Genomic DNA, 13,593 nt, shown 5'->3' on the forward strand with positions numbered 1-13,593 from the left:
ATCAACGGCACGTGCGGCGCAACACTATCCGAACCAATCGAGGCGGATCAAATGCACCGCGAGGTACATAAGTCGGCACCATTCCCGCCCCCGGAATGCAGCGCCCACGGTCGTCTTATTCCCGCCGGAGCGCGACGACGGTGATGTCGTCGTCGTGTCCCTTCACGCCGGCGAAGGCAACGGCCCGGTCAACCAGCTCATCCGGTGGCAAGGCGACGATTCCGGCGGCAACCGCCTGCTCGACCGTTTCTTCCAAGGTCGCAAAGAAATCGAGGAAACCGTCTGACACCACCACCAAGGTCTCCCCAGGTTCCAGGACCGTGCTGTGGACCTCCCACCGCTGGCTGGGCACCGCCCCCAGGGGAGGACCGGAACGGTGCAGCCGGCGGTATCCGCCGCCGCTGAAGACGAAGGCCAACCCGTGGCCAGCGTCCACGTAGTCAATGGCTCCGCTCGACGGTTCGAGGCGGGCCGAAAAGACAGTGCCGAAAGAGCCCGTGTCGGAAAGCAACTGTTCCGAGGCGGCCGCCGCCCGGTGGATCGCCCGACCCTGGTCGCTGAACTGTGCGGCACCAACCAGGGTTGCCCGAAGCGACGCGGCGATGAGGGCAGCTGGGATACCCTTGCCCATCACGTCAGCCACGTGAAGCTGAAGCTTTCCGTCCGGCAGGCTGTGCCAGGTAAAGAAGTCGCCGCCTAGGGCGCGGGACGGCACACACCGGCCGGCCAGCTGGTATCCGGGAAGGTCCGGGACGGTATGCGGCATGAGTACGCGCTGCACCTCGGCCGCGTGGTCCAGCTCCCGCTGCAGCTCCAGCTCCTGCTCGACCCAGCGCCCCATCTCTGCAAGCACCTCGGCTTCTTTGTCGCTGAGGAGCCGCGGCTTTGTATCCAGGATGCACAGGGATCCGACAGGTTCCCCGCCCGTCGCCCTCAGCGGCTGCCCTGCGTAGAAGCGAATATTGGGATCCGAGGCAACGGAGCGGTAGTCGCTGAAGCGCTCATCGACCGACGCGTCGGGCACTACAAGGACGTCCCCTTTTTGGATGGTATACCAGCACATCGCTTCCTCGAGCGGCGTGTTTTCCAGTCCGGGCAAGCCGGCCTCCGCTTTGGTCCATTGCCGGTCTATGTCGATGAAGTTCATGGCTACCATCGGCACATCAAAGACAGCCCGTGCTGCACGGACAATCCGGTCAAAACGCTCCTCACGAGGGGTATCGAGAATGTTCAGGGCCTGGAGAGCGTCGGCGCGGGCGGCGTCGGTCACGGGGATTGAGCTTGTCGGCATGCCCCACATCCTAGTCATGGCACCCTGCCCTTTTAGAGTCAGCTACCTCTTTAATCCCTGCGTCTGCCCCACCAGCTGTCACACATCGTGCAAAGGCACGGGAATAGCCGTGCCAGCGCCGCTGGCAACAGAGCCGGGGCGGAAGAGTCGCATAAATCATCACGACGGCGATGCCCGCCTTCGTTTTGCACGGCCACGTCGGGCACGGCTTGTCCCAGTAAAAGCGCAGCTTTTGGAAAGCAGCGACAGTCTTTCGGCAGATTAGCCGCAAGGTTGGCTTTTGCGTCGAGTCCGCTCGTTACTTTCGAAAGGTGGCTGGCGCTGGGCCAGCTATCTCATCCGAATACGGAGTAAGAATGACTGCAATTCGCAAGATCGCCGCTGGCTTCCTCGCCGCCGGCCTCCTGGTTGGTGGAAGTGCCACCGCCGCATCCGCCGCTGACCTTGTGCCCGTTACCACCGCGCCAGTTGTCACTGAGTCAGCCCCCCTCACCAAGGCCGACGTCGCAGCAGCAAAGGCTGCCTTCAAGGACGCGCAAATCGGGGCCCAGACAGCTGAGAAGCAGGCCCGTGCCGCCGCTGCCGCCGAGCTGAAGTCGCTGTCCAAGAAGGCGAAGCTGGCCAAGGGCAAGGCTGTGAAGGCTGCGCAACTGGAGGTCAAGAACCTGCGTGCAGCCCAGGCCGCTGCGCTGAAGAAACTCCGCGCCGAGAACCGAGTGTTCGTCGGCGAGGCCCGCGCCGCCTACCAAACCATCGCTGCCGCCTACGAGGCGCAGCTGGTTGCCGCGCAGCCGGTTGTCGAAGCACCCGTCGTTGAAGAGCCGGTTGTCGAAACCCCCGTTGCTGAGCAGCCAGCCGCCTAACGTCGCATCGCGCAAGCTCCAGGAATGCGAACGGCGCCCGGCCCTGCTGATGCAGGCCGGGCGCCGTTGCGTGTTCAGCGTGCCTGGGGTTACCCGGCAGCCGGCGCGAGGGACGGGGCAGCCGCGGCGATCGGGGTCTCCGGCTGCCGGCCCTGCAGGCAGGCGATGATGTTCCGGGCCGGCAGCGCCACGTATTCACGCAGCGAGACGTTGCTGCGATACGCCGCGTGGGGCGTGACGATCGCCGACGGGTGGACCACCAGCGGGTGGTCAGCCGGGGCCGGTTCCTCCGCTAGGACGTCCAGCATGGCCCCGGCGATGTGGCCGGAGTCCAGAGCGGCGCAAAGAGCCTGTTCGTCGACGAGCGCGCCGCGGGACACGTTCACCACATAGCTGCCCGCCGGCAGGACGGCGAGGTTCTCGGTGTCAAGCAGGTTCCGGGTCTCCTCCGTCAGCGGGGTGTGCAGGCTGACTACGTTCGACGCCGCCAGCACCTCGGCGAGCTCGCCCCGGCGCACATCGGCCGGCCAGGCCTCGTCGGGGACGAACGGGTCGTAGGCGATGACGGACCCGAAGACCGGGGCCGCCAGGCCACCCAGGTACTGGGCAATGCGCCCGAACCCGACCAGCCCCAGGGTCAGCTCGCTGATCCGCGGGGGCACCGGGATCCCCTCCCCCGTCCAGTCCCCGCGCCGGGTGGCCGCCTGGGAGCGCGGGAGCTCGCGGATGAGCGAGAGCATGCCCGCGAAGGCGTGCGTGGCCACGTCGCGGGTGGCCACCGAGGGCACGTTGCAGACCGTGATGTTCCGGGCGGCCGCCGCCTCCAGGTCGACCATGTCGAAGCCCGCGGACATGGTTGCCACAACCTTCAGGTTCGGCATGGCGGCGATCATCTCGGCGTCCAGGCTGGCGTAGCCGAGGATGATCCCCTCGCACCCCGCCGCGGCGTCGAGAATGACGCCGCGGTCCCGGGTGTTGAGGTAGCTCGCCTCGATGCCGGCCTCGGCCAGCAACTCCAGGGCAACGGAGTAGTCGAGGTCCTCGGCGTCGGTAATAATGACCCGCGGGCTTCCCGTCATGCCTGGCCATCCTGCGCGAACAGCTGCGCGGGGACGTGGATCAGCTGGACCCCGCCGTCGGCCAGCGCCTGGCGGATGGCCGGGGCCAGCTCGGCGGCGTCGTGGATCCGCCTGCCGGTGCCGCCAAAGGCGGTGGCCAGGGCGGCCCAGTCCGGCTGCACGAGCTCCACGCCGACTGGCTCGATGCCGCGGTCCAGTTCGTTCTGGCGAATCTCGCCGTAGCCGCCGTTGTCGGCGCACACCACCACCAGGTCCAGGCGCTGTTCGACGGCGGTGACGAGTTCCTGCACCGCGAACATCAGCGCGCCGTCGCCCACCACGCAAACCACGGGGCGGTCGGGCGCGCCGATGCGGGCGCCGATGGAAGCCGGCAGCCCGTACCCGAGCGTGGCGTAGGCCGGGGTGTAGAGCAGCGAATGCGGCCGGTCTTGCGGCACGAAGCTGGCCGTTCCCAGGTAGGTGGCCTGCGAGGAGTCGCCGCCGATGATGGTCGACGCCGGCACGGCGGCCGCCACCTGTTCGGCGAGAGCCGCGAACTCCGGGGACAGCTCACGGGCGGCGTCACGCAGCACGGGGCGCAGCCGCGCCGCGCGGTCGGCGCCGCTCTCCGCCCGCGGCGGGACACCGCCGTCGTTGTTTTCCTGCAGGGCGGTGAGCAGCTGGGGCACGACGGCGGCGCTGTCACCCACCAGCGGAACGTCGGCGGCGATGTTCTTGGCCATCTGGCCGGCCAGGATGTCCACCCGGATCACCGTGCCGCTCGGCTGCAGCTCGTTGAACCACAGTTCGGCCTCGCCCACCTTGGAGCCGATGACCAGCAGGACGTCGGCCTCCTCGCAGAGCTGCTGCGCGGCGGGAAGCCGGATGTCCGAGCCCAGCGAGAGCGGATGCGATTCGGGGATGGCACCCTTGCCGTTGAGCGTGGTCACCACGGGGGCGTCCAGCGCTTCGGCCAGCTGCAGCAGGTGCCGGCCGGCGCGCAGCGAACCGCCGCCGGCCAGCAGCACCGGCCGGCGCGACTCGGCCAGCAGTTGGGCGGCGTGCCGGATGGCCTGCTCGGACGCGCCGGCCGGCTCCCGCCGGGGCGCAGCCTGCAGCAGCTCCGCCGGAGCGTCGCTCGGTCCCTCGAGCACGTTGAGCGGTACCTCGATGTGCACCGGCCGCGGGCGCCCGTAACGGAAGAGTTCGAAGGCGTCGTGGATGGCTTGGACCGCCTCCGTGGCGGAGGTGACCCGGCGCGACCACTCGACGATCGCGCCGACGGCGGCCGTGGCGTCCTTCGTCTCGTGCAACGAGCCGATGTCCGCGAACTCTTCGCCCTCGGGCACGCCCGGCGAGAGGATGATCAGCGGCCGGGACTCGCAGTAGGCGGTGCCCGCGGCGGAGAGCGCATTGAGCAGGCCGGGCCCCGACGTCGTAATGACGACGCCGGGCAGTCCGGTCTGCTGTGCCCAGCCGTCGGCGGCGTAGCCCGCACCCTGTTCGTGCCGCGTGGTCACCGGGCGGATGCCCAGCGGCACCAGGTGGCGGTAGAACTCCAGGTTGTGCGTGCCGGGGATGCCGAAGATGGTGTCGATGCCGTAGTTCCGCAGGGCCGTCATGATGGCCAGGCCGGTGTTATCGGCGACGACCCCCTCGGGCAGCGTGACGGTGGGGGTGGCCGCCGGGTTCTGCTCAGACATGCTGGACCTCTTCGTTGAGTCGTGCCGGACGGTCGGCCGTGAAGCGCTGGATGCCGTCCACCCAGGTTTCCAGGACTTGGATGCCGGAGATCTCGGCGGCGTCCACGGCCAGCGGGTCGCCGGCGAGGACCACGAAGTCGGCCCGCTTGCCCGCCGTCAGCGAGCCGAGGTCATCCTCGCGGCCAAGCGCATAGGCCGCGTTGATGGTGTGGGCCGCCAGCGCCTGGCGCGCCGTGATGAGCAGCGAGTCCCCACCCAGCCGCACGCCGGAGCGGGTGATGCGGTTGGTTGCGGCCTGGATGGCTTCCAGCGGCCGGGGCTCGGCCACGGGGGCGTCGGAGCTGATGGTCACCCGCACGCCGGCCGCCGCGAATTCGCCCAGCGGGTTGAAGCGCTCGCCCGGGGTGCCGACCGCTTCCTTCACGCCCTCGCCCCAGTTGTAGTAGTGCTGCGGCTGGTTCACCGGGTGGATGCCGGCGGCGGCCATCCGGTCGATCTGCTCCAGCGTGGGCAGCCCGCAGTGTTCGATCCGGTGCCGGGCATCGGTGTCGGGGCGTTCGGCCTGCGCGGCCTCGATGGCGGAGATGACCATCTCCAGCGCCGTCGGGGACTGCGCGTGCGTGGCGGTCTGCAGGCCCAGCCGGTGCGCCTTGGAGATCAGCGCGGCATAGTCGGCCGGGTCGTGGTAGAGCTGGCCGGTGCGGCAGGGGTCGCCGACGTAGCCGTCCGGGAAGTACGCGGTCCAGCCGCCCAGGGTGCCGTCGGCGTAGAACTTGAAGCCGGCGAAGCTGAGCCGCGCGTTGCCGAACTGGCCGTGCAGGCCCATCTCGGCGGCCTCATCCAGCAGGTGCGAGAGCAGGTACATGCTGACCCGGACCTTGAGCTGGTTTTCCTCGGCCATGCGCAGGTACATGTCGAACTCGCGCCGGGACACCTGGGCGTCGCCGATGGTGGTGACGCCGCCGGCCAGGAAGTTCTCCTGGGCGATCTGCAGCTGGCGCAGGTGCTCCTCGGGGGCGTCGGCCAGGTGGAAGTTCGGGCCGTGGTGGCCGATCTTCACGCCCTCGAGCCCGGTGAGGATGTTGCAGGCCGCGTCGGAGAGTTCGCCGGTCAGCTCACCGGAGGCGTCGCGGAAGAATTCCCCGCCGGCCGGGTTGGGGGTGTCCTTGGTGACGCCGTGTAGTTCGAACGTGTAGGAGTTCACGACGCCGCCGTGCCCGGAGGCGTTCATCAGGTAGACCTCGCGGTCGGTAGCGACCTCGTCGAGCTCCTGCCGGGTGGGGTGGCGGCCCTCCACCAGGTTGGTGTGCTCGTAGCCGAAGCCGCGCACGGGCAGCCCGTTGGGGGTCTCGGCCGCCCGTTCCTTCAGCAGCGCGACGATCTCGGGGATGCTGCCGGCGCGTTCCGGCCCGCAGTCCACCCAGGTCTTCAGCTGCCCGTACATCAGCGGGTGCGCGTGCGCGTCGATGAAGCCCGGCACGATGGTGGCCCCGCCGGCGTTGCGTTCCTTCGGGTCCGGCAGGCCGAGGTTGACGGCGGCGGCGCGGCACTGTGCCTCGGTGCCCACGGCGAGCAGGCGGCCGTCGTGCACGAGCATGGCCTCCGCCGTCGGGCGCTCTTCATCCATGGTGTGGATGGTGGCGGCCGTGATCAGCTGTGGGATGAAGCTGGTCGCGGGGGCGTCGAATGTCTTGAGTTTCCTCACCGGAAGGCCTCCAGGTTGGTGTTGCTGTTGTTCGTGTGTGCTGCGTCGGCGCCTTCGGCTAAGTCGGCGTCGTCGTATTCGTCCTCGTCGCGGTGCTGGGGGGCGATCGCCAGGCAGACGATGCTCAGCACGCCCATGGCGCCGAACATGATCAGGACGGGCCAGATGCTGCCGGTGCTGCTGTACAGGAAGGTCGCGGTCAGCGGCGAGAGGGCCGCCCAGATGGCGTTGGCCATTCCGTAGGCCAGCGAGATGCTGGTGTAGCGGGCCTGTGCCCGGAACAGCTGGGAGAGGATGGTCGCGGTCGGCGCGTAGGTGGCGGTCATGACCAGGCGCATCGCGGCGAAGGCCAGGAAGATCAGCCATTCGGGCCCGGTGGACATCAGCAGGAACTGCGGGACGATGAGCACGATCGAGCCCACCAGGCCGACGAACATGACCCGCTTGCGGCCCCACCGGTCGCCCAGCCAGGCGACGCCCAGGGTGCAGATGAGCTCGACCAGGGCGGCCACGGACAGCGCGTTGAGGATCATGGTTTCGCTCAGGCCCACCGACGGGTCGGTGCCGTACGCGGTGGCGAAGGTGGTGGCCAGGTAGTAGCCGCCGGTGGAGATGGGCAGCAGGCCGATGCCGATGAGGATCGGCTTCCAGTTGGTGACCAGCGCGTGCTTCAGCGGCAGGGTCTGGACCTTGCCTTCGACCTTCTCCTCGAAGACCGGGGATTCCTCCACCCGGTAGCGGACCCAGAAGCCCACGCCGATCAGCACCACGGAGAGCAGGAACGGGATGCGCCAGCCGCCGTCCACCAGGAACGTGTCGCTGATCCCGGACAGGTAGGCGAAAATCAGGGTGGCGCCCAGCGCGCCGGCCGGGTTGCCCAGCTGCGCGAAGCCGCCGTAGAACGTCTTGTGCTTCTCCGGCGCGTGCTCCACCGCCATCAGTACGGCACCGCCCCACTCGCCGCCCACGGCCAGGCCCTGCAGTGCGCGGAGCACCACCAGCAGGACGGCGGCCCAGGAGCCGATGTTTTCGTGGGTGGGCAGCAGGCCCACAAACACGGTGGACAGGCCCATGATCAGCAGCGTGATCACCAGCGAGGGGCGCCGGCCGAACTTGTCGCCGATGTGGCCGAAGATGATGCCGCCCAGCGGGCGCATGAAGAACCCGACCGCGTAGGTGGCGAAGGCGGCGGCGATGCCGGTCATGCGGTCCGCTTCCGGGAAGAAGAGCGGGCCGAACACCAGGGCCGCGGCCGTGGCGTAGATGTAGAAGTCGTACCACTCGATGGCGGTGCCGACGAAGGCCGCGAATCCGGCGCGGCGGGCCCGGGCGTGGCTGAACTGCGGCCGGGCTGCTGATGTATGAGACATGGTCTTCCACCTTAAGGTGTGGGCATGAGTGCCGTTGTGATCTCTGCGACTGTAGGGCCTAAATCACAATCCAACAAGAGCACAAATGTCGCGTTACAGACCCCTGAATTCACTTCTGTTCCGGTTCCCGCGCATGATTTGGCGGAAGCGCTTGCTTGTGGGTTGAATCACTGGATAATTGACGACGGCGGTGCTCACTTGGGAGGTTAAGGAAACTTTGGCGGACCACACAGAAATGATCGACACAAAACTCGTCCGCGCCCTCCAGCAGGAGGGCCGGGCCAGCTACCAGGAACTGGCGCGCGAGCTCGGCCTGCCGCGGGCCACGGTCTCCGCCCGGCTGCGGGAGCTGCTGGACAGCCACACGGTCCGGGTGGTGGCCGCCGTGGACCCTGCGTTCCTAGGGCAGCACGTGATCGCCCACGTCTCGGTGGTGGCGTCCGGGCCAGTAAGGCACATAGCCCAGCGGCTGGCGGAGTGGTCGGAGGCCGTGCTCGTCTCGGCGGTCGGCGGCACCCACGACCTGATCGCCGAAATCCGCGTCGCCACCCACGACGAACTGCACGCCGTGCTCACCCAGCTCCGCGAGCACCCCAACGTCGCCTACATCGACACCTTGGTCTATACCCGGGTGGTCAAAGGCTTCTTCATCTCGCAGTACGCCGGCGAGGTCACCATCGACCACGTGGACACCCGGCTCATCGAGATCCTCCAGCAGGACGGCCGCACCAGCTACCGGGATCTCGCCGCCGCCGTGGGCCTCACCCCCACCGCCGTGCGCTCCCGGGTGCAGCGGCTCCTGGACGCCCGCATCATCCGGATCAGCGCCGTGGAATCCCGCGGCGCCGGCGGACGGCAGCTGTCCATGGGCGTCGGCCTGAACCTCTCCGGCGACAATGACGCCGTCCTCGAACTGCTGCGCAACTCATCCCACGTGGAGTTCGTCGCCCAGACCGTCGGCCGGTTCGACGCAATCGCCACCCTCGCCGCCCAATCCCCCCGCGACCTCCTCGCCCAACTCGAAGTAATCCGCAGCCTCCCCGGCGTCAGCCGCACCGACTCCTGGCTCCACCTCGAAGTCGTCAAGGAAGACTACGCGAGGCGGATCTCCGTACTCTCATGAGTTTTAGAAGTGTCCACAAACGGACTGAACAACCAAAGAACGGTGATTCCGCGACGACTTAGGCGGGAGACAGAACGCGTTAAGCTGCCAAACATGAATCTGGGCGCATGCCAAGGAGTAGTGTTCACTACACAAAGCCGCCCACTAGAACTGGCTGCCACCTTCAGGAGGCTTAAAAGCTGGCGGAGGATGAACACAGGCCGGACGTGTTCAGAACGGTGAAGGTCCGCTTCGCTATTCCCGGCAGGAAAGCAGGGCACCTACCGCACACGAACCTAAGATTAGATGCCTTCTGCGCTCGCCCTCTCCCCTTCCGGGTCTGGCGGACCGCCTTCGTCTTCCCATCGGGCAGCGTCCAGCTTGTCTTGCTCTTCCCCCGCGAACCGAGCCCACAAGCGGGCGGCCCGCGCGGCGGCGTCCTGGACTTCCTCAGCGGCCGCCTCGGCGTCCTCTAACTCCGCTGCTACGACCGCCTCTTCATGGGCGGTTTTGGCCGGCCCGGCTACCGTAACCCACGCTGCGAAGCCGATGAACCCCACGGCAGCCAGTTCAATGTAGCGCATAGAGTCTTGCTGGTTGGGCACCAGGGTCGCGGCGGCGTACGCCACGGTTAGGGCGAGTTGGACCGCGATGACCTCCCGCAGTGCCTCCGTGGCGCGCGCCCATGCGGCACCGCGAGCGACCGCGGCACGTCTGGCGCGCAGGTAAAGGTGCAAGGTCGGGGGCAGGAACAGGACCGACACCTCAATAGTCAAATCCGAATTTTCACCCGTGAGCAAGTCCAGGATCACTATGCCGAGCAGGACGACGTCGAAACCCACCATCCACAGGGCAGATAGGAGCAACAGGTAGTGGTCGTCTCTAGTTGCTGCTTTACGTGCCGGCGCCGGCCCCTGTCCCTTGTCGTGGGCCTCAGCGGCTTCCACGAAGTGCGTCCAAGCCGCGCCTGTCGTCTGGGAAATGGCGTAAAGGGCGCCGAAGCCGAGAACCCCGATCATAAGGTCCTCGAAAACTGCCGTCCATGCCGCACGCGACTGGATTATAGGCAGGGCCAAATAGGCAGCGGCGAGCGTTGACATAAGAAGGATGCAGGCCACTGCATACTCCCGCAGGACCTCTGTGGCCCGTGTCCAAACGAGTAGATTGGATCTCACGAACGGCAGTGCCAAGATCAACAGCGCGGAACCGGACACCGCCAGACCCAGCGGGGACGCGACCAATATCAGCAGCATCCCATTGGACCAGTCGCCGAAAATGGCGACAACTAACCCGAACAGCCACATCATGCCCACCAAGGTCAAATAGCAGGCCAGCAGCGTCCAGTGGCGGGTCTTCGCCGATCGCCCCATGGCCGGCAGGCTACCACCGCCTCCCACCGAGAGGCCACGGTCACCACTGCCTTACCATCACGGTCGGAAAGCGGCACTGGGGATATTAACCGCCGAGAGTTCAATCGGATAGCCGACCTGTCTAGGAACAGCATGCCGTTCCACTATGAGGACTTGCATCGCATCCCACGTTTCAGCGCTGCCCCCTACCGTGCACATAGATTACGACGTGGTCCGGTTACAAGCCTTCGGCGGTACTTCCTGTCCCCCAACATTGGATGCGTTCTGCCCGATTTATTCGGTGTTTTCTGACCCTGCCATTTCCAAAGACTGATCTTCTGCAGGTGAGTTGGGCTAAGTTTATTGCTTCCCCAGTAGCCATAAGGACATCGTTTCTCGGGCTTCGAATTTTGGAAAATTGGAGTTAGCTGAGAACAAAATCTAATTCGTCGAGTCGCGCACCTCCGCTCATCCAAGCTCCGTTGTCCTCCCCGCGGGGTACAAGGGCTGCCCGATATAGCCCCCCGACCTTAGCGCTTCTGATTCCCTTGGAAGCATGAACCAGCTAGTTGGAGTACACGGCCTTGACGCTGCGGTAACCGCGATGCTGGCATGCGACCACCGAAGACTAACTGATTCTCAGTCGGATGATCCGCTTCTGTCATACGCGCTCATGACGAGGCGATGTTGTCCCACCGCTAGACTCAGTTCTTACGGATCGGCGTCTATCGAAAGGCAACTCATTGGCGGTTTCATCTGATCTTCAGCAGTACACCGTTGCGGACTTCCTAGAGTGGTTCGAGAAACAGCAGCTAAAGCTGAATCCGGAGTTCCAGCGCGGCAATGTTTGGCCCGCGGCTGCGAAGACGTACCTGATTGACACAATCCTTCGACGTCTCCCCGTGCCTAAGATCTACGTCCGGACGCGTGTCGATCTGCAGACCAAGCGTTCGTTTCGCGAAGTAGTGGATGGGCAACAACGCCTTCGAGCCATCTTGGACTTCGGCAACGACAAATTCGCGCTTGGCTCTCGAGCCAAGGAGTTCGCAGGGAAGCGCTACTCAGACCTGACAGCCGACGAACAAGAGCGTTTTCTCGGCTATGCAATCGCCGTGGATCAACTGATCAACGCCTCCGATGCCGATGTGCTGGAGGTCTTCTCACGGTTGAACTCCTACACCGTCCCGGTGAACCCACCCGAACTGCGCCATGCCAAATACCAAGGCGAATTCAAATGGTCCGTTCACGAGATGGCTCGCAAGTGGGCGGTGTTGTGGGAAGACTTGAGGGTTGTTGGGGCACGCGACACAGTGAGACTTATGTCCGACTCGCTGATGGCAGAGATGTATGGAATTGTGCTTGAGGGTGTGAAGGACGGCGGGCAACCCAAGATCACGGCGCTGTATGAGCGAGTTGATAAGGGATACGAACGCGGGGATACAGAACAAAAGGTAGACGCCACGTTGGAGTACCTCGTAGATAACTTCACCGATGTGTTGGATCAAACTCCGATCTCGAATGCCCCACACTTCCTGATGCTGTACGCAGCTGCTGCACACTGCCTTTTCGGGCTTCCAAGAGGAGACTTGCAGGGTCTTCCGGATAAAGAACCACCAGCAATGCGGGATGAGGTTGCCGAGCGACTATACAAGATCGGCGACCTGCTGGAGTCCGATGAAGCCCCCACTGCGGCCGCGACGTTCTGGAAGGCCTCGACCTCCAGTACGCAGCGTATCGCTAGCCGTCGTACTAGGTTCCCGGTCTACGTATCAGCCATCCAGGGAAAGCCTCTGGCCTGGTGAACCTAGGAGCGCGGTATTGGCGCTTTAGCAGGAGATCCTCTTCTATCGCGTCCGCCTTTCAGCACGCGGCCTGGCCGTTGACGGATCCTCGCTGCCTTTCGGCCCACGCTTTAGCGAGGGAGAACGCTCTCATCCAGCTACAGGATCAGTGGAGCGCGTACTGTCGAGATCTTATTCTCAGCTCGTGGCAAGGGGGTGTCACTACGCTCGGTGGCACAATGATTGCGAAGCGGGGAGGTGACAGGTCCACAAGAGCAGCTGTCAGGACATTACGGGCAACGTACACGGGACGCGCTAGAAAACCCGCGCATTGGGAGCCCAAATGGTTTGACCCGGGAGAGAGCATTGACGCCGCGAAACGGCTGGGAATTCCGAACCTTGCAAGCGTGTCGGCAGGATTAGGAATGAGTCCAGCTCCGTTGGACGAACTGCGAGCCGTACGAAATTACTTTGCTCACAGAGGCCGAGAGTCGAGACAGCGTCTGTCTTCGTACATTAGTGGTCCCGTGAATGAGGTAGCCGCCCACGCCTATGTAACCCAATTAACCTTGGCCGGCGTCCCTGCCTTTGTCCGATGGGCAGCAGAACTCGATACAATGGCTCGCGCCGCAGCTACTTGACTTGGGCCTGCCCCCAGCACGAAATCAGTCATTCCGTTAAATCGTCATGAATGTAACGACGGACTTAATGACGGTATTGCTTTATCCTCCGGAACAGACGCGACTTCGCGTTCCTGGCGAAGCGGGACGTCTCAGTGGAGGTTGGCTAGAAGGGCCAATGATGGGCGCGACTTTACCAAGTGCAGATATGACCGCGGCCATCCTGCATAAAGCCTGTCTAAAGCCGATATGGATGGTGGCGTCCGCTTTAATGTCAAACTACGGCTTCCGTTTGTAGTCATCGGAGACAAGCTTTTACGCAAAGGTCCTTCCGCTGATGCCATTAACGTCGAGGGCTACAGTGGCCGAGCCAAGCAGACGCGCTCATCGCTCAGCTGAACTTTCTCATGCTCGAACCCCGAACGCTCCTGCCTGGTTTCGGATTGCATTCGACGCCTGCAACACTGGAGTTGCTGCCCCGCCCCGCGGGAGGGGACCGGCTGAAAAACACCCTTTTATTGAACTTCCCGTGCGATTTCGTGCGCACCATGTCGTCCGGTTGAGCATTGCGCCCGACGATGGTTACCCGGCTTGATTCTCAGTCATTTGTCGCTGCCGCCTGCACGCTGATGCCGCCCATGTCGTATAGGGACCTAAGTTGAGACGGTACACGATGCGCTGGGCGAGCATGCGTAGAGGTGAACCTCCCCGATTATCCGCTAGTTGAAACACATGGCGGCGCGGCGGGCCA

Annotated in this window: 9 protein-coding genes; 3 read left to right on the forward strand and 6 right to left on the reverse strand. The window is 64.9% G+C overall.

Annotation, left to right across the window (positions count from 1 at the left end; translation table 11 throughout):
* Positions 1 to 115 precede the first annotated feature (115 nt).
* Positions 116 to 1,291, reverse strand: coding sequence for a PP2C family protein-serine/threonine phosphatase (locus AC5RV3_RS11065; RefSeq protein WP_494122172.1), 1,176 nt, complete (start codon positions 1,289 to 1,291; stop codon positions 116 to 118).
* Between the two features lie 356 nt (positions 1,292 to 1,647).
* Here AC5RV3_RS11065 and AC5RV3_RS11070 point away from each other — a divergent pair, with 356 nt between their 5' ends.
* Entirely contained in the window at positions 1,648 to 2,154 is a 507-nt protein-coding gene (locus AC5RV3_RS11070) for a hypothetical protein (RefSeq protein WP_494122173.1), read from the forward strand.
* Positions 2,155 to 2,243: 89 nt separating this feature from the next.
* Here the strand turns inward: AC5RV3_RS11070 and AC5RV3_RS11075 are convergent, their stop codons facing one another.
* Genes AC5RV3_RS11075 through AC5RV3_RS11090 form a run of 4 tightly spaced genes read right to left on the reverse strand, consistent with a single transcriptional unit; the run spans position 2,244 to position 7,990 of the window.
* The gene (locus AC5RV3_RS11075; protein WP_494122174.1) at positions 2,244 to 3,233 is read right to left on the reverse strand and encodes a C-terminal binding protein; all 990 of its coding nucleotides are present in this window, start codon (positions 3,231 to 3,233) and stop codon (positions 2,244 to 2,246) included.
* A complete protein-coding gene (locus tag AC5RV3_RS11080) occupies positions 3,230 to 4,915 on the reverse strand; it encodes a thiamine pyrophosphate-binding protein (protein ID WP_494122175.1) in 1,686 nt (561 codons plus the stop codon). Before AC5RV3_RS11080 ends, AC5RV3_RS11075 begins: the two co-directional genes overlap by 4 nt.
* The gene (locus AC5RV3_RS11085; protein WP_494122176.1) at positions 4,908 to 6,620 is read right to left on the reverse strand and encodes an amidohydrolase; all 1,713 of its coding nucleotides are present in this window, start codon (positions 6,618 to 6,620) and stop codon (positions 4,908 to 4,910) included. Before AC5RV3_RS11085 ends, AC5RV3_RS11080 begins: the two co-directional genes overlap by 8 nt.
* Complete coding sequence (locus AC5RV3_RS11090; protein ID WP_494122177.1) at positions 6,617 to 7,990, reverse strand: MFS transporter; 1,374 nt, start codon at positions 7,988 to 7,990, stop codon at positions 6,617 to 6,619. The genes AC5RV3_RS11085 and AC5RV3_RS11090 overlap by 4 nt, the downstream gene beginning before the upstream one ends.
* A 217-nt stretch (positions 7,991 to 8,207) precedes the next feature.
* Between AC5RV3_RS11090 and AC5RV3_RS11095 the strand changes: the two genes are divergently transcribed.
* Positions 8,208 to 9,113, forward strand: coding sequence for an Lrp/AsnC family transcriptional regulator (locus AC5RV3_RS11095; protein WP_494122178.1), 906 nt, complete (start codon positions 8,208 to 8,210; stop codon positions 9,111 to 9,113).
* A 281-nt stretch (positions 9,114 to 9,394) separates the two neighbouring features.
* Here AC5RV3_RS11095 and AC5RV3_RS11100 read toward each other — a convergent pair whose 3' ends face one another.
* Entirely contained in the window at positions 9,395 to 10,462 is a 1,068-nt protein-coding gene (locus AC5RV3_RS11100; protein ID WP_494122179.1) for a hypothetical protein, read from the reverse strand.
* Positions 10,463 to 11,184: 722 nt separating this feature from the next.
* Here AC5RV3_RS11100 and AC5RV3_RS11105 point away from each other — a divergent pair.
* Positions 11,185 to 12,243: a DUF262 domain-containing protein gene (locus AC5RV3_RS11105; protein ID WP_494122180.1), complete on the forward strand. Its 1,059-nt coding sequence runs from the start codon at positions 11,185 to 11,187 to the stop codon at positions 12,241 to 12,243.
* Positions 12,244 to 13,593: the final 1,350 nt, after the last annotated feature.

This window comes from Arthrobacter sp. Y3221114 (assembly GCF_059092625.1).

Coding starts and splice junctions, on each gene's coding strand:
- AC5RV3_RS11065 (WP_494122172.1), bottom strand. CDS start 1,291: ATGCCGACAAGCTCAATCCCCGTGACCGACGCCGCCCGCGCCGACGCT.
- AC5RV3_RS11070 (WP_494122173.1), top strand. CDS start 1,648: ATGACTGCAATTCGCAAGATCGCCGCTGGCTTCCTCGCCGCCGGCCTC.
- AC5RV3_RS11075 (WP_494122174.1), bottom strand. CDS start 3,233: ATGACGGGAAGCCCGCGGGTCATTATTACCGACGCCGAGGACCTCGAC.
- AC5RV3_RS11080 (WP_494122175.1), bottom strand. CDS start 4,915: ATGTCTGAGCAGAACCCGGCGGCCACCCCCACCGTCACGCTGCCCGAG.
- AC5RV3_RS11090 (WP_494122177.1), bottom strand. CDS start 7,990: ATGTCTCATACATCAGCAGCCCGGCCGCAGTTCAGCCACGCCCGGGCC.
- AC5RV3_RS11100 (WP_494122179.1), bottom strand. CDS start 10,462: ATGGGGCGATCGGCGAAGACCCGCCACTGGACGCTGCTGGCCTGCTAT.